This window comes from Paraburkholderia sp. 35.1 (assembly GCF_050436525.1).
Lineage (GTDB): Bacteria > Pseudomonadota > Gammaproteobacteria > Burkholderiales > Burkholderiaceae > Paraburkholderia > Paraburkholderia tuberum.
In genome coordinates, this window is the sequence record NZ_JBNDMJ010000003.1 from 3,340,835 (window position 1) to 3,362,124 (window position 21,290).

At 61.3% G+C, this 21,290-nt stretch carries 18 protein-coding genes, 2 pseudogenes and 1 riboswitch; of the genes and pseudogenes, 15 read left to right on the forward strand and 5 right to left on the reverse strand.

Translation table 11 applies throughout. The annotated features are described in order from the left end of the window. The first annotated feature begins 274 nt into the window (after window positions 1–274). The 3 genes from OKW27_RS35635 to OKW27_RS35645 all read left to right on the forward strand — a co-directional run bounded on the left by OKW27_RS35635 (window position 275) and on the right by OKW27_RS35645 (window position 1,672). Window positions 275–736: a MipA/OmpV family protein gene (locus OKW27_RS35635; protein WP_429336630.1), complete on the forward strand. Its 462-nt coding sequence runs from the start codon at window positions 275–277 to the stop codon at window positions 734–736. Window positions 737–855: 119 nt separating this feature from the next. Continuing rightward, window positions 856–1,302, forward strand: a complete 447-nt coding sequence (locus tag OKW27_RS35640) for a glycine zipper domain-containing protein (RefSeq protein WP_090804059.1) — start codon at window positions 856–858, stop codon at window positions 1,300–1,302. A 118-nt stretch (window positions 1,303–1,420) separates the two neighbouring features. After that, a complete protein-coding gene (locus tag OKW27_RS35645; RefSeq protein WP_184062163.1) occupies window positions 1,421–1,672 on the forward strand; it encodes an EF-hand domain-containing protein in 252 nt (83 codons plus the stop codon). A gap of 536 nt (window positions 1,673–2,208) precedes the next feature. On the opposite strand, the gene OKW27_RS35650 is transcribed toward OKW27_RS35645, so the two are convergent. Further along, on the reverse strand, window positions 2,209–2,955 hold the full coding sequence (locus OKW27_RS35650) for a response regulator (protein ID WP_429336223.1): 747 nt from the start codon (window positions 2,953–2,955) through the stop codon (window positions 2,209–2,211). A gap of 731 nt (window positions 2,956–3,686) precedes the next feature. Between OKW27_RS35650 and OKW27_RS35655 the strand changes: the two genes are divergently transcribed. Further along, window positions 3,687–4,433 carry a response regulator gene (locus tag OKW27_RS35655; RefSeq protein WP_429336224.1) on the forward strand — a complete coding sequence of 249 codons (747 nt, stop codon included), beginning with the start codon at window positions 3,687–3,689 and terminating at the stop codon, window positions 4,431–4,433. Between the two features lie 223 nt (window positions 4,434–4,656). On the opposite strand, the gene OKW27_RS35660 is transcribed toward OKW27_RS35655, so the two are convergent. Further along, window positions 4,657–5,616: a response regulator gene (locus OKW27_RS35660; protein ID WP_429336631.1), complete on the reverse strand. Its 960-nt coding sequence runs from the start codon at window positions 5,614–5,616 to the stop codon at window positions 4,657–4,659. 10 nt (window positions 5,617–5,626) lie between these two features. Continuing rightward, complete coding sequence (locus OKW27_RS35665) at window positions 5,627–9,055, reverse strand: hybrid sensor histidine kinase/response regulator (protein ID WP_429336225.1); 3,429 nt, start codon at window positions 9,053–9,055, stop codon at window positions 5,627–5,629. Between the two features lie 181 nt (window positions 9,056–9,236). Between OKW27_RS35665 and urtA the strand changes: the two genes are divergently transcribed. The 11 genes and pseudogenes from urtA to OKW27_RS35720 form a co-directional block, all read left to right on the forward strand. Then, the gene (gene urtA, locus OKW27_RS35670) at window positions 9,237–10,511 is read left to right on the forward strand and encodes an urea ABC transporter substrate-binding protein (RefSeq protein ID WP_429336226.1); all 1,275 of its coding nucleotides are present in this window, start codon (window positions 9,237–9,239) and stop codon (window positions 10,509–10,511) included. Between the two features lie 55 nt (window positions 10,512–10,566). Further along, window positions 10,567–11,484: an urea ABC transporter permease subunit UrtB gene (urtB, locus tag OKW27_RS35675; RefSeq protein ID WP_090804070.1), complete on the forward strand. Its 918-nt coding sequence runs from the start codon at window positions 10,567–10,569 to the stop codon at window positions 11,482–11,484. 53 nt (window positions 11,485–11,537) lie between these two features. Continuing rightward, a complete protein-coding gene (gene urtC, locus OKW27_RS35680; protein ID WP_429336227.1) occupies window positions 11,538–12,704 on the forward strand; it encodes an urea ABC transporter permease subunit UrtC in 1,167 nt (388 codons plus the stop codon). Between the two features lie 3 nt (window positions 12,705–12,707). Further along, window positions 12,708–13,451: an urea ABC transporter ATP-binding protein UrtD gene (urtD, locus tag OKW27_RS35685; protein WP_090804072.1), complete on the forward strand. Its 744-nt coding sequence runs from the start codon at window positions 12,708–12,710 to the stop codon at window positions 13,449–13,451. 20 nt (window positions 13,452–13,471) lie between these two features. Beyond that, on the forward strand, window positions 13,472–14,161 hold the full coding sequence (urtE, locus tag OKW27_RS35690) for an urea ABC transporter ATP-binding subunit UrtE (RefSeq protein ID WP_187619074.1): 690 nt from the start codon (window positions 13,472–13,474) through the stop codon (window positions 14,159–14,161). Between the two features lie 52 nt (window positions 14,162–14,213). Continuing rightward, entirely contained in the window at window positions 14,214–15,452 is a 1,239-nt protein-coding gene (gene fmdA, locus OKW27_RS35695; RefSeq protein ID WP_429336228.1) for a formamidase, read from the forward strand. 25 nt (window positions 15,453–15,477) lie between these two features. After that, a complete protein-coding gene (locus OKW27_RS35700; protein ID WP_429336229.1) occupies window positions 15,478–15,813 on the forward strand; it encodes an FmdB family zinc ribbon protein in 336 nt (111 codons plus the stop codon). A gap of 72 nt (window positions 15,814–15,885) precedes the next feature. Beyond that, window positions 15,886–16,911: an aliphatic amidase gene (locus tag OKW27_RS35705; RefSeq protein WP_184039871.1), complete on the forward strand. Its 1,026-nt coding sequence runs from the start codon at window positions 15,886–15,888 to the stop codon at window positions 16,909–16,911. 95 nt (window positions 16,912–17,006) lie between these two features. Next, window positions 17,007–17,301, forward strand: a pseudogene (locus OKW27_RS35710) (IS6 family transposase); the annotation flags it as partial. A 422-nt stretch (window positions 17,302–17,723) separates the two neighbouring features. Next, a complete protein-coding gene (locus tag OKW27_RS35715) occupies window positions 17,724–18,980 on the forward strand; it encodes an acyltransferase family protein (protein WP_429336230.1) in 1,257 nt (418 codons plus the stop codon). A gap of 23 nt (window positions 18,981–19,003) precedes the next feature. Continuing rightward, window positions 19,004–19,180, forward strand: a pseudogene (locus tag OKW27_RS35720) (ubiquinone-dependent pyruvate dehydrogenase); the annotation flags it as partial. Window positions 19,181–19,245: 65 nt separating this feature from the next. Here OKW27_RS35720 and crcB read toward each other — a convergent pair. Both crcB and OKW27_RS35730 read right to left on the reverse strand, forming a co-directional pair. Beyond that, on the reverse strand, window positions 19,246–19,626 hold the full coding sequence (gene crcB, locus OKW27_RS35725) for a fluoride efflux transporter CrcB (protein ID WP_090804083.1): 381 nt from the start codon (window positions 19,624–19,626) through the stop codon (window positions 19,246–19,248). A 72-nt stretch (window positions 19,627–19,698) separates the two neighbouring features. Continuing rightward, window positions 19,699–19,760: riboswitch (Fluoride riboswitch) on the reverse strand. A gap of 79 nt (window positions 19,761–19,839) precedes the next feature. After that, window positions 19,840–21,027 carry an ammonium transporter gene (locus OKW27_RS35730; protein WP_090804085.1) on the reverse strand — a complete coding sequence of 396 codons (1,188 nt, stop codon included), beginning with the start codon at window positions 21,025–21,027 and terminating at the stop codon, window positions 19,840–19,842. Window positions 21,028–21,290: the final 263 nt, after the last annotated feature.

Consider the following 21,290-nt stretch of genomic DNA (forward strand, 5'->3'; position numbering starts at 1 on the left):
TTCCCCGCGACGTGGCTTGACATGACATGCAACACATTTCCAACAACATGTAGCGCAGAGGTTCTCTACATTGGCGGCTGTGTCATGCGGGGTTCGCCAGTGGGGCGAATCCATCACATGGAGAGTGTGCAGTGAAATTTAAAATCGTTCTCGTGTCTGCTGCCAGTGCGGCAATTTCTATGGCTGTTGGCAAGGCGCCTGCGGGGTCCCTGGCGATTGATATCAGCGTGGGCGTTGCGGTTCTCCGGGCAACCATCGATAGATGGGCTTGAACATGCATGACTATCGCTTTGTCGCCGCGGTTCTCAAGCGAGGCCGCGCACGACGGTGGCTGGGCGCGCTCGCCGTCATCGCCACTGAGTGCCTGCCTTACTCACCAGCGTTGGCGCAGTCGTCGCCGGGCAATAGCGTGGGCATCAACCTGACCACGTTGCCCAACTATGAAGGCAGCAAGTCCCATCGTGTGCTGCCGTTGCCCATGCTGTCGCTGTTGAACGGGGCAATCTTCGTGCAGGGGCTCACGGGCGGCGTCGCCTACCCGTTGGGGCCGAGTGTTGCGGTGGGCCCGCTGATCGGCGTTCAGCTGGGCCGCAACCAGGACTATGCGGCGGTGCTCAACGGCATCGGAGATATCGCAACGTCCTTCGACTTCGGTGCGTTCGCGCGCTGGCACTATTTGGATCGGTGGGCGCTGCTTACCACTTCTGAGCGCTTACTTCGCGCCGCATCATCTTGAGAGCACTATCAATGAACCAGAATCTGACATCGACTCGTATCGCGCCACTGCTTGTCAGCCTCGCTGTTGGGTTGGGCATGGCGGGGTGTGCGGTTACGCCGCCGAGTGCGCCTACCGTCATGGCGGTCCCAGCGAACGGCAAGACCCTCAACCAGTTCCAGCAGGACGACTATAGCTGCCGCACCTACGCGACGCAGGTCGTGAATCCGGCGGCGGTCTCGCATCAGGCGGCAACCTCCGGACTTGCTGCTACCGCCGTCGGCACAGCTGGAGGCGCTGCGGCCGGGGCTCTGATCGGCGCCGGGGCAGGCAACGCCGGTGCCGGCGCCGCAATCGGTGCGGGTGCCGGACTGCTGCTCGGCAGCATGACGGGCTCGGCGCAGCACAATCAGACCGAAGCGTCGTTGCAGCAGCAATACGACAACGCGTACGCGCAATGCATCACGGCAAAGGGAGATACGATCGAAACACCTCGTCCGGCAGCGATCGTCGTGCCTGTACGCCCCGTGCCGCCCCGCGCCGTAATCTATGGCGCCCCCCCACCTTACTACTACGCACCGTACTGATTTCGCTCATATGGTCGTGGCATGGCTTGACCTGGAATTCTGCCGGCTGGAAATCTTCGGTGGAGCTTTGTCCCCTGGCTATTCCGTGCACGCCATTCATTTCTTAACGGAGTCTTTGATGAAACGTTTATTCATTATTCTGGCTGCAACGTTCGCCGTGTCGTCTGCGTTCGCGCAGAGCAGCATGCAGCAGATGTTGGAAGCGCGCTTTACTGCCGCGAATGCAACTCATGACGGCAAGCTCACGAAAGAACAGGCGGAGGCAGGTATGCCGCGCGTCGCAGCCCATTTCGATGAGATCGATACTACGCATCAAGGGTACGTGACGCTTGAGCAGATCGAGCAGTTCGCTGCGCAGCATCGGCAGTAAGCGCTTGTAAGGCAAGCTTCAATACCCCCGGCTGGTTTAACCGTGTATTGAATATGTCCCATCGGGTCGCCTCATCACGTCGAATGATGGGGCTGCTGCGCGCTCCGGAGCGGCTGTGTAGTCGTTCCGGTGGGTCGTCCAATAATGGCCCGGCCACTGGTTGTAGTCCCTCGACCGCCACTGATCGTCGCTCCCGCGTACTATTGACCTGAGTCTATTCGAGTCCGCCCCGTGGGCGGGCGGGATGCATAGCGGCCGCTTTGTATCCTGTCCGAAGCTCGCCGCAGGGACGATGCGCAACTGCGTCCAGTTCACGGATAGCGACCAGGATATAACGGCCGCTCAAAAATCGTGTATATCTGAGTGAGTCAGTGAGCCGGCGCTCGACTTATCTTCGATTACCCTTGCCATGGCGTTCGCGGTGGTCACCACTTGGCCGCTGCTACCGTATAGTAGTTTGGCGACTGGTCGCGCTCGAAGCAATAAGCGCATATTCCGCGAAAGGCGCAACAGCAGCATGAGGGCAACCAGAGACCTCAGTTATGCGAATGGTGAGTCGATGTGCCGGCAGCATGCTCTTCGAGGTCCGGCACGAAGATGTATCCGCACCCGCGAACGGTCTGGATGAATCGTGGTGTCGACGGGTCAGTTTCCACGATGCGGCGCAGACGATAGACCTGAACGTCGATGCCGCGATCGGCGGACTCGGATTCCGCGCCATGAAGTGACTTGAGCAGACGCCGGCGGGTGAGTGTGCACATGGGAGAATTAACGAAAATCTGCAGCAGCGCAAACTCACTGGCAGATAAGGTAAGAGACGTCTCTCCGCTATTCAGAGTGCGCGACTGAAAGTCCAGCGTGAACGCGCCGAATGTGTAAGGTTGCCGTCGTTGGGGAATGCCCGCATCGGGGACGGCGCGCTGGCGCCGCAGCACTGACTGAATCCGTGCTACCAGCTCACGCGGGTTAAACGGTTTGCGGAGATAGTCATCGGCACCCAATTCAAGGCCAGCGATGCGGTCCTCTTCGTTGGCGCGGGCGGTGAGCATCAAGACTGGAATGTCGTCGCCTGATGCGCGCAACCTACGTAGTGCCGTCAAGCCGTCGACGCCCGGCATCATAAGATCGAGCACTATCAGGTCCGGGCGTTCGTGTTTGAGCCGGTGTTCGAGCGAACGCGCGTCATGTAGCACTGACACGTCGAAACCCCACCTTACCAGGTAGCGGCGAGTCGCATCACACAATTCGGCGTCGTCGTCGATTAGAAGAATCTGAGCTGACATAGGAAGAGAATAACGCTTACAAACGAGTGATGACCGGGGCCGCGACTAACCGCAATGCGAGCGCATCGCAGAAGCTGCAGCACACGATCGATCGAAGAAATGTAGGCGAATTTCATAACACCAGGTGTTAGCAAATCATGTCAGGAAATGTCATCGACGGGGCCTGTTTTTCTGTCCGCAAACGCCCGGGTGCACTCGCTTTCTCGCTGACCACGAGCGACAGCTGTAATATGAGCAGTCAGGATGGCATGCCCGTTACATACGGGTGGCGCCGGGCGGTCGTGGGCTTTCGCCAGTCAGTGTTGTGGCCAGCACAATCGATGACATCTTTTGACATATCTTTCCAACACATCCAGTGCGGAAATCCTTGTATATTCCGCTCGTCGAACCATACGGAACTTCTTGTGGCATGCAGATGCGCGCGAAGGCGTTAGGCGTGAGCGAGTTGCAAGTCGGTTTTTTTGCTAAAGAAGGTATTGACCATCGCTACGGAACTGCATGCCGCACTGGCACTGTCTGAGGTGCAACGTATCGCCGCAGACATCAAGCGGATTGGTAAGCAGTGCAGGCGCAACTGCAGGCCGGCAGGCCGCCCGGCGCAGCCCGCTTCGACGAGATTGTCGCCGCCCACCGAGGCACGTGACGGCTGTAGCAAAGCCAAGCGGTTCGCCGCGTAGCATCGGAAACAGGAACTAAAAGACAGGCGTTATTAGAGGTGTCTGCTTAATCACATGTCAGATGATCTGCCAACCGGTCGCATCATCGTGCTTGACGATGATGTTGAAATCCGCAATATGCTGCAACGCTTTCTGACGGCACAAGGTTTCTCGGTGCGCGCGGTGAAGACAGGCATTGAGTTGGACGTTTTGATCGAGCGCTACCCGTTCGACCTGTTGATTCTCGATATCATGATGCCAGGCGAAGACGGCCTGTCCATCTGCCGTCGGTTGCGTGCTCGGAGAGAGACAATCCCCATCCTCATGCTAACAGCGCGTGGCGATCCCGCGGACAAGGTCGTAGGTTTGGAGATTGGCGCCGACGACTATCTCGCGAAACCGTTTCTGCCGAGCGAGCTGATAGCGCGGGTTCGGGCGATGTTACGTCGGCAGCAGTTTCAGGTGCGCCTGCAAAACGTGCGGGGCGAGATGCTGCTCGCAGGCGAGTCGCAATGCTTGCGGTTCGGCGCCTTCAGGCTGGACGTTCGGCGTAGAGAATTGATGTCGGACGAAGCGGGCATCGTCGAACTCGGCGCAGCTGAAATGCGTCTCCTGTGTGCGCTTGCGGAGACGCCAAACCGTCCCGTAAGCCGCGCAAATCTGATAGAGCGCGCGCGTGGGTCTCAATATGAGGCGAGTGCCCGCAGCGTTGACGTGCAAGTACTTCGCTTACGACAGGTGATTGAGACAGAGGCAAGCTCGCCCCGACATATCCGCACGGTGTGGGGCCTCGGCTACATGCTCGTTGCAACCTCAAACTAAAGCGTCACCTGTTGGACGCTCGAAAGTGACATTCAAGCCGCTTCCTCTGCTTTCCGTGTACACCGCGCGCAACGCCGTGGCTACAGCGTTCATCGGGTCTCTTGCGCTGCAACTCCAGCAACTCGTGTGGCTCCCGACGAAGCGTCGAGCGTGCCGCGGCTGCTCGGCTAAAACAACGAGGCAAGGTAGTTTCCGTCATCGCTTGCGCGACCGTTCAGCTATTTCAGGCCCTGTCCAGCGCCTTGATCGCAAGCGCAGCGCCAGCCGCGCGCGTTTCGACGTGCAGCTTACGGAACAGATGTTCGAGGTGCTTGTTCACCGTGCGCGGCGCCATGCCGAGAATGTCGCCGATATCGCGATTCGTCTTGCCGCGAGAGACCCAGAGCAGCACTTCGGCCTCGCGCGCCGTCAAATTGAAGCGCGCCGCGAGTGCGCTGCTGTGCACAGTGTCATCGGTCTCCTTGAGGGTGAGGATCCACTCTCCAGGATCGGGAGCGGAGGTTGCGCTCGCAGAACGCCGCACGTGTCCCGCGGTGAATTCGAGGACGGCGCCGGCCGGACTCCCGCGCCCGAGCCAGTCCGCAAACCAGTCGCGCAACAGCGGCGGCAACATGGGGTGCGCAACCGCTTGCACGAGGTCATCGGCGTGGCTGGCCCGGTAGGCAGAAATTTGCCGTGCCGCTTGCGGACTCTGCCAGCGGATCGCGCCATCGGCGCCGACGATCAGCGCCGCCCGCGCATCGAGCGACAGTGCCGCGTGCGCATAGAGTTGCGCACGTGAGCGCTGCACGTGTGCGCCAATGCGCGCGCAAACCTCCTCGGGACGCACGGGTTTCGTCACATAGTCGATGCCGCCGACGCGAAACGCGCGCACCACATGCTCGCTTTCCGTCAATGCCGTCATGAAGATCACGGGCAGATGTTCGTGGCGAACGTCCTGCTTCAGGTGGCTGCAGGTCTCGAAGCCATCCATGCCAGGCATCATCGCGTCGAGCAACACGACGTCGGGCGTCACGCGTGCGAGGCGCTTGAGCGCATCTTCGCCCGAGAGCGCGACCAGCACCGCGTAACCATGCGCCTGAAGCGTATCGGAGAGAAATGCGAGGTTGTCCGGCGTGTCGTCGACAATCAATACGACAGGACGCTCGCGCAGCCACTCGGGCGACGCGTCGGTGGAGTTCATCGCGCGCGCCTCAGACGTCCGCGGCGCGAGACAGTCGGTCGAGTTCATGCTCAAGCTCCCTTAGCTGAAAGCGTTCCGCCAAAGCGCGCAACACGTCGATCTGCTCCTGTAGCGCGGGCCAGGTCGCGCGCGCCGAGTCGAGTTGTTCGATCACGCCTTGCAGGTAGCCGACTTCGAGGTGTGCGCGCAGCCGCTCGAGCACCGCTTTCGGCCACGCGAGGTCCAGTGACGCGTGCCTGACGGGCGGCGTGGCTTGCGCGGACGTGGACGGCTCGGATGCGATCCAGTCGAGCACGAGTAACTGCGCGAGCTTGTCGAGCAACAAATTGATCTGGAGCGGCTTCACGAGATATCCGGCGCATCCGGTCGCGCTCGCGCGTTCCCGATCGTCGGCAAATGCATTAGCCGAAAGCAGCACGATCGGGGCGTTCGACAACTGGTTTTCGCGGATCAGCCGGCTGGCTTCGTAGCCGTCCATCAGCGGCATTGAGATGTCCATGATGATCACGTCGACGCTGTGTGTCGCCAGCCAGCGCAACGCGTCGGGGCCGCTCTCCGCCTCGGCGACGTCGAAGCCGAGCGGCGTCAGCAGTTGCACGACGATGCCGCGCTGATCCGCGAGATCGTCGACGACGAGAATCGCGCGCTTCGGCCCGGTATAGCCGCGGATCGCCGCGAGTTCAGTGCGCGCGTGGGCTGCGCTGTTTACTGCTGGCGCGAACAGTCGCACGATGAAGCGCGTGCCGCGCCCGACCTCGCTGTCCACTTCCAGACTGCCACCGAGTGCCTGCGTGAGAAGCCGGCAGATCGTGAGCCCCAGTCCCGCGCCGTGATCGTGCGCATGCGCCGCTTCGCCTCGCTCGAACGGCAGGAACAGGCGCTCCATCTCGGCCGGAGGAATTCCGGGGCCGGTGTCGACTACTTCGAACTTCAACGTGTCGAGCACGTGACTCACACGCAGCGTCACAGTACCCGTGGACGTGAAGCGAATCGCGTTGCCGATCAGGTTGGTCAAAATCTGACCCATGCATTTCTGGTCGGTACGCACGGTGGCGGGCAGGCGGCCTACGGTCTGCACGTCGAAAGCGAGCGCTTTCTCGAGCGCCTGCGGGCGCAGCATTGAGGTGACGTGCGCGACGAAATCCGCCAGTGACACGCGTGCGATGTTCAGTTCCAGCTTGCCCGCCTCGATACGCGCGACGTCGAGCAGCCCATCGACGAGCGCAAGCAGATGTTCGCCGCTGCGGTGAATCGTTCGCACGGCGCTGTAGCGCGTCGGCGAAAACTCCTCTTTCGCCTGCAAAAGCAACTGTGCATAGCCGAGAATGCTGTTCAGCGGTGTGCGCAACTCGTGGCTCAAACCGGACACGTAGCGGCTTTTCGCCTGATTCGCCGATTCGGCGGCGGCCGTCGCGCGCTTGAGCGCGGCGTCGGTTTTCTGGTGCGCGTCGATTTCCTGCATCAGCAATTCGTTTTGCCGTTGCGATTCTTCCTGCGTGACGCGACGGCTTTCGCGCTCCAGCACGAACCACCACGCCGCTATGCAGCCGACGAGAGAAAGCGCGAAGAATATCTTCAGAAAACTGTGGCCGATCGCGCTGTCGATCGACGATCCGTCGACGGCGAGCGAGGTCACACTCTGTGACCAGATCAGATAGAGCACGCTCGCGAGCACCGCGAGTATCGCGCACATGAGGCTGGCATAGTGCATGAGACGCAGCGCGGCTGGGCCGAGCCGCACGCGGGGAAACACGCGATGTAGCGCGCGATCGGCTTGCGACGCGAAGCGTGCGTGCGGCTTGCAGCGATCGTGGCAGCGCGAATCGAGCGAACAGCACAGCGAGCAGATCGTGCCGCCGTAGGCAGGGCAGAAGGCTGTGTCTTCCGGTTCGAACGCGTTCTCGCAGATCGCGCAGCGAAGCGAAGTGGCGTTGCCCGTGGGTTGGGCGGCGCGCGCGATGTAGTAGCGTCCGCGCGTGACGATCGCGAGCACCGGAGCACAGGCGACTGCCACGCCGAACGCGATGAACGACGACATGGCTTGTGCCAGCAAGCCGAACATGCCGCTTCGCGCGAGCATCGCGGCGGCGGCGGCGATCAGCATCGCGCCTACGCCGACGGGATTCACGTCGTATAGGTGTGCGCGTTTGAATTCGATATGACGCGGGCTAAGCCCAAGCGGCTTGTTGATGACGAGATCGGCGAACAGTGCGCCGATCCACGCGATCGCGATGTTTGCGTAGAGCGACAGCACCCTGGCGATCGCCTCGAATACACCCATTTCCACGAGCAGCAGCGCGATCATCACATTGAACACGAGCCACACCACCCGCCCCGGATGGCTATGCGTCAGACGGGCAAAAAAATTCGACCACGCGAGCGAGCCCGCGTACGCATTCGTCACGTTGATCTTCAACTGCGAAACGATCACGAACAGCGTCATCGCGGGCAGCGCCCAGCTCGCGAGCCCAAACGGATCGAGCAGCAGGTGATAGGCGACGAGGTACATCTGGGTGGGCTGCGTGGCCTGCGCCGGACTGACTTCATACTGGATCGCGACGAAGGCGAGGAATGCGCCGCCGAGCATCTTGAGGGCGCCGGGCACGATCCAGCCTGGTCCCGCCGACAGCAGCGCGAGCCACCAGCGCGTGTGGTTCTTTGCAGTGAGGGGCGGCAGGAAGCGCAAGTAATCCACCTGCTCGCCGACCTGCACGATCAATGCAAACACCACGGTCGAGGCCTGCCCGAACGCGATCACGCTGAACGCGCGGCCTTGTGCAGCGAAGCCGGCAAAGGTCGTCCATTCGTGCACCAGACCCGGATGGTGCCACAGCACAGCCGCATAGGGCAGCGCGAACAGTACCAGCCACAGCGGCTGAGTCCAGCTTTGCAGCCGATTGATCAGCGTGATGCCGAACATCACGATCGGAATCACGACGAGCGAGCTCAGTACATAGGCGATCGCCAGCGAGATATGAAAATAGAGTTGCAACGCGAGCGACATGATGGCCGCTTCGAGCGCGAAGAAAATAAACGTGAAGACGGCATAGAGCAGCGACGTGAGCGTCGAGCCGATATAGCCGAAGCCCGCGCCGCGCGTAAGCAGATCCATGTCGACACCATGGTGCGCGGCGTAAAAGCTGATCGGCAGACTGGTGAGCCAGATGAGCACCGATACGACCGCGATCGCCCAGACCGCGTTCGTAAAGCCATAGTTGACGACGAGACTGCCGCCGATCGCTTCGAGCACCAGAAAAGACACGGCGCCGATTGCCGTGTTGGCGACGCGCAGTTCCGACCAGCGTCGAAACGAACGCGGCGTGAAGCGCAACGCGTAATCCTCAAGCGTTTCGTCGCCGACCCACGCATTGTAGTCGCGCCGCACCTTGACGATGCGTTGGGTACTGGGCGTGCCCACTGACGGGTGACTCTCGGGCATGGAGATGATCTGGATTGGTGCGGAAACGATCGGATCGGTGTCTGATGCAAATTACATTCCAGTGCGACCGCGGGGAATACGTCAATCGACGTATTCCGGTTGCCAATTTGGCTTTCTACATTGCGTCCAACCTCGAACCAGCTCTCGCAAGAAGCGCAGGGCGACCGATAAGGAGAATGTGATGTCCGCAGACGATCGAATCGATAATGATGCTCGCACACCGTCGCCGTTGCGCCGGAAACTGATCGGCGGCCTCGCCGCCGCGCCGTTGATGGCGCTGGGGCTGCCACGTACTTCATTTGCTCAAACGCCGCCCACTGCCAAGGTGAACACCACCGGACTAGCGGTGACCGATACCACGGTGACAGTCGGCCAGTTGCATTCGGCGACCGGCACGATGGCGATCTCCGAAACCGGTTCGATCCAGGCCGAACGCCTTGCGATCGAGCAGATCAACGCAATGGGCGGCGTGCTCGGGCGCAAGATCCAGATCATTCAGGAAGATGGTGCCTCCGACTGGCCGACCTTCGCGGAGAAGTCGAAGAAGCTGCTCGAGAACGACCACGTCGCCGCCGTGTTCGGCTGCTGGACCTCGGCCTCGCGCAAGGCAGTGCTGCCGGTGTTCGAGAAAGACAACGGGCTGCTCTATTACCCGACCTTCTACGAAGGCCTCGAACAATCGAAGAACGTGTTCTACACGGGCCAGGAAGCGACCCAGCAGATTCTCTGGGCGCTCGACTGGGCATCGAACACGAAGAAGGCCAAGACGTTTTTCCTGATTGGTTCCGACTATATCTGGCCGCGTACGTCGAACAAGATCGCGCGCCGTCATATCGAGCAGCATCTGCACGCGAAGGTCGTCGGCGAGGAGTATTACCCGCTCGGCACGACCGAGTTTGCGTCGCTGATGAACAAGATCAAGCTCGCGCGGCCGGACTGCATTTTCGCGAGCGTGGTGGGCGGCTCGAACGTTGCGTTCTACAAGCAGCTCAAGGCGGCCGGTATCACTCCGCAGAAGCAGTTCCTGCTGACGCTGTCGGTAACCGAGGACGAAGTGCTCGGCATCGGCGGCGACAACTTCGCGGGCTTCTATTCGTCGATGAAATACTTCGAGGCACTCGATAACGAGAACAACAAGAAGTTCGTCGCTGCGTTCAAGGCGCGCTACGGCCAGAAGTCCGTGATCGGCGACGTGACCCAGGCCGCGTATCTCGGCCCATGGATCTGGAAGGCCGCCTGCGAGCGCGCGGGCAGCTTCGACGTGGACAAGGTGGTGGCGTCGTCGGCGGGCATCGACGTGGCCAATGCGCCGCAGGGCTATGCGAAGGTCGATGCGAATCACCACCTGTGGAGCCGCTCGCTGATCGGCCAGGGCCAGGCGGACGGCCAATTCAAGGTCGTCGCGCAGTCCGACCAGCCGATCCAGCCGAATCCGTTCCCGAAGGGCTACATGTAATCCGTCAACCGCAGCTGCGCGGCGACGCAACGCGCCGCCGCGCGAGGAGCGCTCGATGTCCGCCACCGACATTTTCAACATCACGCTGATGCAGGGCTTCGCCGGTCTGAGCCTGTTCAGCGTTCTGCTCCTGATGGGGCTTGGGCTCGCCGTGATCTTCGGCCAGATGGGCGTGATCAACATGGCGCACGGTGAATTCATGACGATCGGCGCTTATACCGTCTACATGTTTTCGTGGTTCTCGCAGAACGTCTGGCACGCGTTCACGCCGGTGTACTTTTTCTTCGCGATCGTCGCGGCGTTCGGCCTCGCGTTCGCGGCGGGCTGGCTCGCCGAATGGGCATTGATCCGCCATCTATACCGCCGTCCGCTCGACACGCTGCTCGCTACCTGGGGTCTGAGTCTCGGCATGCAGCAAGTGTTTCGCTCGACGTTCGGGCCGAAGGAAGTGAGTCCTGCGCTGCCCGACTGGCTGATGGGCTCCTGGGAGCCAGCGCCAGGCCTGGATATTCCAGTCAGCGGCATGTTCGTGATGGGACTCGCGCTGGTCATGACAGGTGGACTGCTGCTCGCGCTCTACCGCTCGCGCTGGGGCCTGCGCGTGCGTGCCACGGTTGCCAACCGGCCCATGGCCAACGCTGCCGGCATCAACACGCGGCGCACTGACCGGATGACCTTCGCGATCGGCTGCGGTATTGCGGGGGTGGCGGGCGCGGCGTTCACGGCGATCGGCTCGACCGGACCCACCAGCGGTTCTCTTTATATCGTCGATTCGTTTCTTGTCGTCACCTTTGGCGGCGCGGCGAGCCTGCTCGGCACCGTGGCCTCGGCGTTCGGCATCGCGCAGATGCAGTCGATCAGCGAGTTTTTCCTGTCGGGTTCGATTGCACGTGTTCTTACGCTGCTGACGGTCGTCGTGATCCTGATGCTGCGTCCGCAGGGACTCTTTGCGTCGAAGGTGCGGCGCGTGTGAGTGCGGGGCGCCGTGCACGGCTCATTCACTGATTAATTCGTATGGAGATGGACATGGAACCCATCCAAGCCGTGGCGGGGAGCGTTTCCCCGCGATCCGGTCCCAGCGCGCCGGGAGGCTGGCGCGCGCTCGCGATGCGGCTCGACGCGTCGAGTTACGTGGGCATCGCGATACTCGCGGTGCTGATCGTTGTCGTGTTTCCGCTTGTGCTGGATACGTTTCGCTTGAACCTGATGGGCAAGTACCTCACCTACGCTTTCGTGGCGATTGGCCTCGTGATCGCGTGGGGCTACGGCGGCGTGCTCAGCCTCGGACAAGGCGTGTTCTTCGGCCTCGGCGGTTACGCGATGGCGATGTTCCTCAAGCTTGAGGCGTCCGACCCGGCCGCTACCCACACGCAGACCACGCCCGGCATTCCCGACTTCATGGACTGGAATCAGCTCACCGCGCTGCCTACGTGGTGGAGGCCGTTTCATTCTCTACCGTTCTCGATCCTCGCCGTGCTCGTGGTGCCTACGGCTCTCGCGTTCGTCGTCGGTTATGCGATGTTCAAGCGACGGGTGGGCGGCGTGTACTTCGCGATCATCACGCAGGCGGTCGCCTTGATTCTTTCGGTGCTGATCATCGGCCAGCAAGGATATACGGGCGGCGTGAACGGGATCACCGATCTGCGCACGCTGCTCGGCTGGGACATCCGCACCGACCACGCGAAGCTGGTTCTTTATTTCGTCAATGCGGTGCTGCTGATCGGCGCGCTGCTCGCCTGTCGCTGGGTCCAGCGCAGCAAGCTCGGCACGCTGCTGCTCGCGATGCGCGACAAGGAGGACCGCGTGCGCTTCTCCGGTTACGACGTCGCGATGTTCAAGGTCTTCGCGTTCTGCCTCGCGGCGCTGCTCGCGGCTGTCGGTGGCGCAATGTTCACGTTGCAGGTGGGTTTCATGTCACCGTCGTTCGTCGGCATCGTGCCGTCGATCGAGATGGTGATCTATGCCGCAGTCGGCGGGCGCATGTCACTGGTGGGCGCGGTGTATGGCGCGATTCTCGTCAACCTCGGCAAAAGCTGGTTCTCGGAGAGCCTGCCTAATCTCTGGCTCTATCTGATGGCGGCGATGTTCATCGGCGTGGTGATGGCCTTTCCGAACGGGCTCGCGGGTCTCTACGAAGAGCATGCCCGGCCGCGTATCCGCCGGTGGCTCGGCGCAGCGAACAAGGAGATCTGACACATGAGCAACACTGACTTTCTGCTTGCGATCGAAGATCTGAGCGTGTCGTTCGACGGTTTCAAGGCGATCGATTCGTTGAACCTCTATCTCGAGCGCGGCGAATTGCGCGTCGTGATCGGCCCGAACGGTGCGGGCAAAACGACGCTGCTCGATCTGATTTGCGGCAAGACCAGGGAAACCGCCGGCAGCATCAAGTTCCGCAACGAGGAAATCACGAATCTCGCCGAGTTCCGGCGGGTGCGCAAGGGCATCGGCCGCAAGTTCCAGACGCCGTCGATCTACGAAAACCTGAGCGTCGCGCAAAACCTCGAAGTGTCGTTTCCGCGCGGACGCAGCGTGTTCGGCGCGCTCGCCTATCGCGAGGATGCCGAAGTGGCCGACCGGGTGCGTGCGGTAGCCGATGAGATCGGTCTTGCCGCTTCGCTCGATCTCGAAGCTGGGCTGCTGTCGCACGGCCAGAAGCAGTGGCTGGAAATCGGCATGTTACTGATGCAGGACCCCGAACTCCTGATGCTGGACGAACCGATCGCAGGCATGAGCGCGCGCGAACGGGAAGTCACAGCGGAACTGCTCGATCACATTTGCCGCAATCGCTCGATGATCGTGATCGAGCACGACATGGCCTTCGTCGAGCGGATCGCGCACAAGGTCACGGTCATGCATCAAGGCAAGATCCTCGCGGAAGGGCCGATGGCGCAGGTGCAATCCGATCCTCGCGTGATCGATGTCTATCTCGGCCACTGAATTTACACGGAGAACACATCATGCTGGAAGTCGACGATCTCGTGGTCAGCTACGGCCAGAGCGAGGTGCTGCACGGCATCGGATTTTCCGTGGCGAACGGCGAAAGCGTCGCGGTGATGGGCCGCAACGGCATGGGCAAGACGACGCTTTTCAAGGCGCTCATCGGCATGCTGCCCGCCAATCGCGGCACGGTGCGGGTGGGCGGCGCCGACGTGTCCAAAGACGAGAGCTACCGGCGCGTGGCGAAAGGGATCGGCTACGTGCCGCAAGGCCGGCAGATCTTCGCGTCGCTGAGCGTCGAGGAAAACATCCAGACGGGCCTCGAAAAGGCGCGCAGCCAGCTCGTGCCCGACGATCTCTACGCGCTCTTTCCCGTGCTGTTCGACATGCGACGGCGCAAGGGCGGCAACCTCTCGGGCGGCCAGCAACAGCAGCTCGCGATTGCGCGCGCGCTTGCGACCGATCCGAAGGTGTTGCTGCTCGACGAGCCTACCGAGGGCATTCAGCCGTCCGTCATCAAGGACATCGCGAAGGCACTCAATCAGATTCGCACGAGCCGCAACATCGCCATCGTGGTGTCCGAGCAGGTGTTGAGCTTCGCGCTCGACGTCGCCGACCGGCTCTTCGTGATCGAAGGCGGCCGCTTCGTACATCAAAGCACCCGCGATGCAGGCGACACCGACCGCATCCGCGAATACCTCTCGGTATGAGTGCGGCGCACCGAACCGCATTTACCGACTCTCGAACCATGGAGCGAACGCAATGCCCGAAACTCTCATCAAGGTGGATCTGAACCAGCCGGCCTACGAAAACACGCAGGTGCACAACCGCTGGCACCCGGATATTCCGATGGCTTGCTGGGTCAAGCCCGGCGACGACTTCATCCTCGAAACCTACGACTGGACCGGCGGCTTCATCAAGAACGATGACAGCGCCGACGACGTGCGCGACATCGATCTGTCGATCGTCCATTTTCTGTCCGGCCCGGTCGGCGTGCATGGCGCGGAACCCGGCGATCTGCTGGTCGTGGACCTGCTCGACATCGGTGCGAAGTCCGAGAGCCAGTGGGGCTTCAACGGATTTTTCTCGAAGACCAATGGCGGCGGTTTTCTCACCGACCATTTTCCTGCCGCGCAGAAGTCGATCTGGGATTTTCACGGCGTCTACACGAACTCGCGCCACATTCCAGGCGTGAATTTCGCGGGTCTGATTCACCCCGGCCTGATCGGATGTCTGCCTGATCCGAAACTGCTGGAAACCTGGAACGCACGCGAAACCGGCCTGATCGCGACCGCGCCGGAGCGCGTGCCGCCGCTGGCGAATCCCCCGTTCGCCGCGACCGCGCATATGGGGCAACTCACGGGCGACGCGCGTGACAAGGCGGCGGCGCAAGGGGCGCGCACCGTGCCGCCGCGTGAGCACGGCGGTAATTGCGACATCAAGGATCTGTCGCGCGGCTCGAAGGTGTTCTTCCCCGTCTACGTGGATGGCGCAGGACTTTCCGTCGGCGATCTGCACTTCAGCCAGGGCGACGGCGAGATCACGTTTTGCGGCGCGATCGAAATGGCGGGCTGGGTACACATGCGCGTGAATCTGATCAAGGGTGGCATGGCGAAATACGGAATTCGCAATCCGGTATTCCAGCCGAGTCCTATCACGCCGAATTACAACGACTACCTCATTTTCGAAGGCATTTCGGTCGACGAGCAGGGCGCTCAGCATTATCTCGACGTGACGGTCGCGTATCGGCAGGCTTGTCTGAACGCGATCGAGTATCTGAAGAAGTTCGGCTATTCGGGCGCGCAGGCGTATTCGTTGCTCGGTTGTGCGCCGGTGCAAGGGCATATCAGCGGCGTGGTCGATGTTCCCAATGCGTGCGCGACCTTGTGGCTGCCGACGCAGATCTTCGACTTCGACATTCGCCCGAATGCCGATGGGCCCATCCAGCACATCAAGGGCGGTGTGGATTTGCCATGCTCGCCGGATCTGGCGAACGTCTGAGCCAACGCTACCAGGAGAGCTTGTCATGCCGATCTACGACTTCGAATGCGTGAGTTGCGGTCCCTTTTCCGTCATGCGGCGCATGGCGGACCGCGAAAAGCCTTGCCGCTGTCCCGAGTGCGGAGCGGAGAGTGGCCGGGTGATCAGCGCGCCGTCGCTAGCCTTGATGGCGAATACACGGCGCTCCGCGCACGCAACGAACGAGCGCGCGCAGCACGCGCCGCGCCAGTCCGGTGACGGGGCGCCGTTGCGTCATCGGGCGGGATGCAGTTGCTGCTCGGGTGGCAGCGCGAAGCTCGCGGGATCGGCTTCGGACGGACTCAAACGGCCGGCAGGACGACCATGGATGATCAGCCACTAGTGAGCGTGTGCTGAAGCGGAGCGGGCGGCCCGAAGTCCGCCTGCGATCTGAGGGACTTAAGGAGGATATGTCATGCGACATGGCGATATTTCGAGCAGCAACGATTGCGTGGGCGTCGCGGTGGTCAACTACAAGATGCCGCGTCTGCATACGAAGGCGGAGGTGCTCGACAACGCGCGCCGCATCGCCGGCATGGTGATCGGCATGAAACAGGGATTGCCTGGCATGGATCTCGTCGTGTTTCCCGAGTATTCGACGCACGGCATCATGTACGACCGGCAGGAGATGTTCGATACGGCGTCGACGGTGCCGGGCGAGGAGACGGAAATATTTGCGGCGGCGTGCCGCCAGGCCAACGTCTGGGGGGTGTTCTCGATCACGGGAGAGCGTCACGAAGAACATCCGCGTAAGGTGCCGTACAACACGCTTGTGCTGATCGACAATCGCGGCGAGATCGTGCAGAAGTATCGCAAGATCATGCCTTGGACGCCGATCGAAGGCTGGTATCCGGGCGATCGTACCTACGTGACGGATGGGCCGAAGGGTCTGAAGATCAGCCTGATCATCTGCGATGACGGCAACTATCCCGAGATCTGGCGCGACTGCGCGATGAACGGCGCGGAATTGATCGTGCGCTGCCAGGGCTACATGTATCCGGCCAAGGAGCAGCAGGTGATGGTGGCTAAGGCAATGGCGTGGATGAATAACACTTACGTCGCCGTGGCGAATGCCACGGGCTGGGACGGCGTGTATTCGTACTTCGGTCACTCGGCGATCGTGGGTTTCGACGGGCGCACACTCGGCGAGTGCGGCGAGGAGGAGATGGGCGTGCAGTACGCGGAGCTCTCGCTGAGCATGATCCGCGACGCGCGGCGCACGATGCAGTCGCAGAACCATCTATACAAACTTCTGCACCGCGGGTACACGGGCACGATCAATTCGGGCGACGGCGCGAACGGCGTGGCGGCCTGTCCGTTTGGGTTCTATCGCGACTGGATCGAAGACCCCGACGGCACGCGCCGCCGCGTCGAAGCACTGACGCGCCCGACGCCAGGGACGCCGGAGTGTCCGATTGAAGGGATTCCGAACGGGGCGTGAGGATTGGTTCGCCGGGCGTTGTCACGTTCGCGCGCTGGTCAGCTACGATGACGTGATGAAGAAGACGAAATCGCTCCTGCCATGGCCATCGATTCCCGGCGTCAGTCATCAGCCACGCGGTTCGCAGCTACCCGGCCGCGAAAACAGAGCTCCCTGAGCTGGCGAATGTGAAGCACGTGTTCGTCAAGGCCTGCGCGCGGGTGAACAACCGCGCTGAAAACAGCCATCAACCCACGCGTGAACGCGAGCGCCGGATGCGAGGGTTTCGCTTGCCCGAACGCACGCAGTCATCTACTGAGCGCCTCGCTCTATCGCAAACAGCTCGCCACGCGATTTGAAGCGTGGCGTCTCTTCACCGGCATTGCCCACGCTCCGTCCACCGTGTTCTGAGACACGACTGTCCTTGCCGATATCTCGTCATGGAGTCAGCAACGTGACAGCGCATTAAGCAGCGCTCGGGTGAAATCTTAAGAAACTGCCGCCTCGCGCAAAAGACGTCACGCGAGAACTGCTGCTCGCCTATTGGTTGCGTTTTTTTACATCGCAGCTCTGCGCATTTATTTTGTCACTGTTTTCTCATTAACGGGATGGCGGGCGGAGAGACGCGCGCGCTGGTTTCGGGTGATCTTCGCACACAGTGTTTTTTTGCAGCTGCAATTGGTGCGGAAGCGCACATACCGGTTGCCGCGCCTCCATGAATCATGCTCCGCATATCGAGCCGCGTAAATGCTTTCAATTTAAAAATCAAAGAATATAAAAATGAAAGGAAGCGCAATGAAGCGATATTTCCATGTAAGAAAAAGGAAAACAAAATGAAGGCGATGCTCCCGGGGCTGGACATCCTGCGGTTCCTGCTGGCCTGCTATCTGGTCGTCTTCCACACGCTCGTCATTTACCCCGAGGCGAGGGCGATGCCAATGGCTGACTTCTTCAAATTCGGTGGCTGCGCGACGAGTATCTTCTTTATTCTGTCAGGATTCATTCTATCGCACGTTTCGGTGGAAAAGAAAACTGGCGAAGCGATGAAGGTTTCGGCATCGAAGTTTTTTATCAACCGTTTTAGCAATATTTATCCCATTCACATCGTTACGCTAGCGCTGAGCGTTGCATTAATGGCTGTGAATTCCCATCCCTTCGACACCGAACTGAGCAACCTCGATTCAGCACCGCCGATTGTGCACACCATGAGCGGTGTGGAAGTGGCGGTCAATGCGGTTTTACAGATCTTGTTATTGCAGGCCTGGAATCCCTTTTATCTGTCATTCAACATTCCGTCGTGGTCGTTGTCGACGCTGTTTTTTTTCTATTTATTGTTTCCGGCGCTCGCGCCACGCCTGCTGTCGATGCGCTGGAAGTCCACGATGCTGATGGCGATGTGGGGCGCCAGCCTGTTGCCGGCCGTGATCGTCGTTGCAGGCGGCTGGTATCAGGTGTGGCCGATCGGTGTGTTGCATACCAATCCGCTGGTGCGGCTTCCGGAGTTTCTGGCGGGCATTCTCGCTTACGGGATATTCGAGGCGAACGTCGAAAGCATTACCGGCATGATCGCGAGTTGCCGGTGGATCATATTCGCCGCTACAGGGGCACTTTTCATCGGCGCCACTTTTCTGTTTACGGCAGGAATGCGTTCGTGGGAGGTACTTCTTCACAACGGCGCACTCTTGCCCGCGCAAGTCGCGGTGATTTTTGTTTGCGCGAGCACACTGCAAAACGCGTCGCCGCGCGTGGCCGCCTGGACGAGACGGCTCGGCAACGCTTCGTTGTCGATCTTCGCGCTGCAATACCCGCTATTTATCGGCTTTCTCAAAGTGCAGAAGCTGCTTGGCATTCCGTATTCGCTGTTGTCATGCGTGCATCGACCGCATGTTTGCCGGGTGGCGGCAAGCCAGGTGCCCGCGCATTTTTCCGCCTATCCGGTCTATCTGATCCTGGTGCTGGTGGCGTCGGTGCTGTTTCAGGAGCGGGTCGTGTTGCCGCTCAGGACCAGGCTGCGCCGCGTGCTGAAGAGTCGCTGGGACGCAGCGCGGCCCGCGCCGCTGCCTGCGACGTCGGTGCCGAAGACACAGTGAGACGCGCTGCCGGCCAGGTGCAGGCGTTTGCGCATCCCGGTCCCGCACTCGTCGATGTGATCGCATCGACGCATGAGCTTGCCATGCCTCCGAAGGTGGAACTTGCCCATGCGAAGGGATTCAGCCTTTATATGCTGCGGGCGATATTGAACGGACGCGGCGACGAGATCGTCGAGCTGGCTCGCACCGAACTCAGATGAAAACAGGCGCGAGCCCGATTGCCGACGGCTCGGGCCCGCGTCCGCGATCCTCCAACGTGTGCGCCTCAGCGCGCCAGCAACGAAACCGTCGCGATGCCGAGAATCGTCATGATCAGCGAAGTGCTCAGGTGAATCGCCACTTCGCCCGCCGCCCAGCCGAACCGGCCGTCCTGCAGACGTTGCACGACCTCCGCGGAGAACGTCGAGAACGTCGACAGCCCGCCCATCAGACCGGTGATGACGAACAGCCGCCATTCCGGCGTGAGCTGGGGCACGCGCGCGAAGCCCGCGACCGCCACGCCGATGAGGTAGCCGGCGATCACGTTGGCGGCGAGCGTGCCGAGCGGCAGATCGCTAAAGACCGGGTTAAGTCGAAAGCCGAGGAACCAGCGAAACAGCGAGCCGAGTGCGCCGCCAATCGCGACAGCGAGAAAAGACCAATACATGGAAGAGGATCGAAACCGGAATGTCGACAGACCGGTTGATGCGGGCGAGTTGATGCCGCGTCCGCATAACCGGGCGTAGCAGGCATCATCAGCCCCAAGGGCGGTTAAAGGAGAATGCCATCTCCAGCCGCGAAGTCTAACATCGGCGCGCGCATTTGGGGAAAGGCGCGTGATTCGCGCCTCTCTCCCGTTTCCCGCGAGCGCCGCCTTCGTTCACTCCGGCGTTGCCGAAATCTTGTGAATCGACAGATCGGCGCCGTTGTATTCCTCTTCCTGGTCGAGGCGCAGACCGACCGTCATGCGGATCACGCCGTACACGACCGTGCCGCCGAGCCCCGACACGACGATTCCGCCGAGCGTGCCGATGACCTGCGAGGCGAACGACACGCCGCCCAGCCCGCCAAGCGAATGGATGCCGAAGATCCCGGCCGCGATGCCGCCCCATGCGCCGCACAGCCCGTGCAGCGGCCACACGCCGAGCACGTCGTCGATGCGCCAGCGGTTCTGCACGCAGGTGAACATGTAGACGAACAGCACGCCAGCGATACCGCCCGTGACCAGCGCGCCGAGCGGATGCATGATGTCCGAGCCCGCGCACACCGCGACGAGCCCGGCGAGCGGGCCGTTGTACGTGAAGCCCGGGTCGTTGCGGCCCGCGAACCACGCGCTCAGCGTGCCGCCGACCATCGCCATCAGCGAATTGACCGCGACGAGGCCGCTGATCTTGTCGAGCGTCTGCGAGCTCATCACGTTGAAGCCGAACCAGCCGACCGTCAGCACCCATGCGCCGAGCGCGAGAAACGGAATGTTCGACGGCGGATGCGCGGCGATACCGCCGTCGCGGTGATAGCGACCGTGGCGCGCGCCGAGCAGCAGCACGGCCGGCAGCGCGACCCAGCCGCCGAACGCGTGCACCACCACCGAGCCCGCGAAGTCATGGAACGGCGCGCCGAAAGCCTGCGTGAGCCAGTCCTGGATGCCGAAGCGGTCGTTCCACGCGATGCCTTCGAAGAACGGATAGATGAAACCGACCAGCACGAACGTCGCGAACAGCTGCGGATTGAACTTGGAGCGCTCGGCGATGCCACCCGACACGATCGCGGGGATCGCGGCGGCGAACGTCAGCAGGAAGAAAAAGCGCACGAGCGCATAGCCGTTGTGCTGGGCGAGCGTCGCCGCGCTGTCGAAAAACTGCACGCCGTATGCGATCGTGTAGCCGATGAAGAAGTACGCGATCGTCGAGACCGCGAAGTCCACCAGAATTTTGACCAGCGCATTCACCTGATTCTTCTTGCGCACGGTGCCAAGCTCCAGGAAGGCGAATCCCGCGTGCATCGCCAGCACCATGGCGGCGCCGATCAAAAGAAACTCGGTATCGGCGCCGTATTTCAGACTTTCCATCGATATGTCCCGCTTATGCCAAAAAAGTGCGCTATGTGAGCAAGAAGCGGGCCAAAGCTGTGCTGGTCGCGTCGACACGGTGCAATCGGGCACCGGGATGGGTATCTGGTGGGTTCTGAGCCATGCGCCGCCCGAGCGCGTCATGCACCTGAACAGAGAGGAGTGGCACCATACAAGTGCATAAATCGACGCCCTTGCGCAGATTGACCCGGACGAGGGCGAAATATTCGATTTAAATTACATTTTCATTCGGCATCCTGACG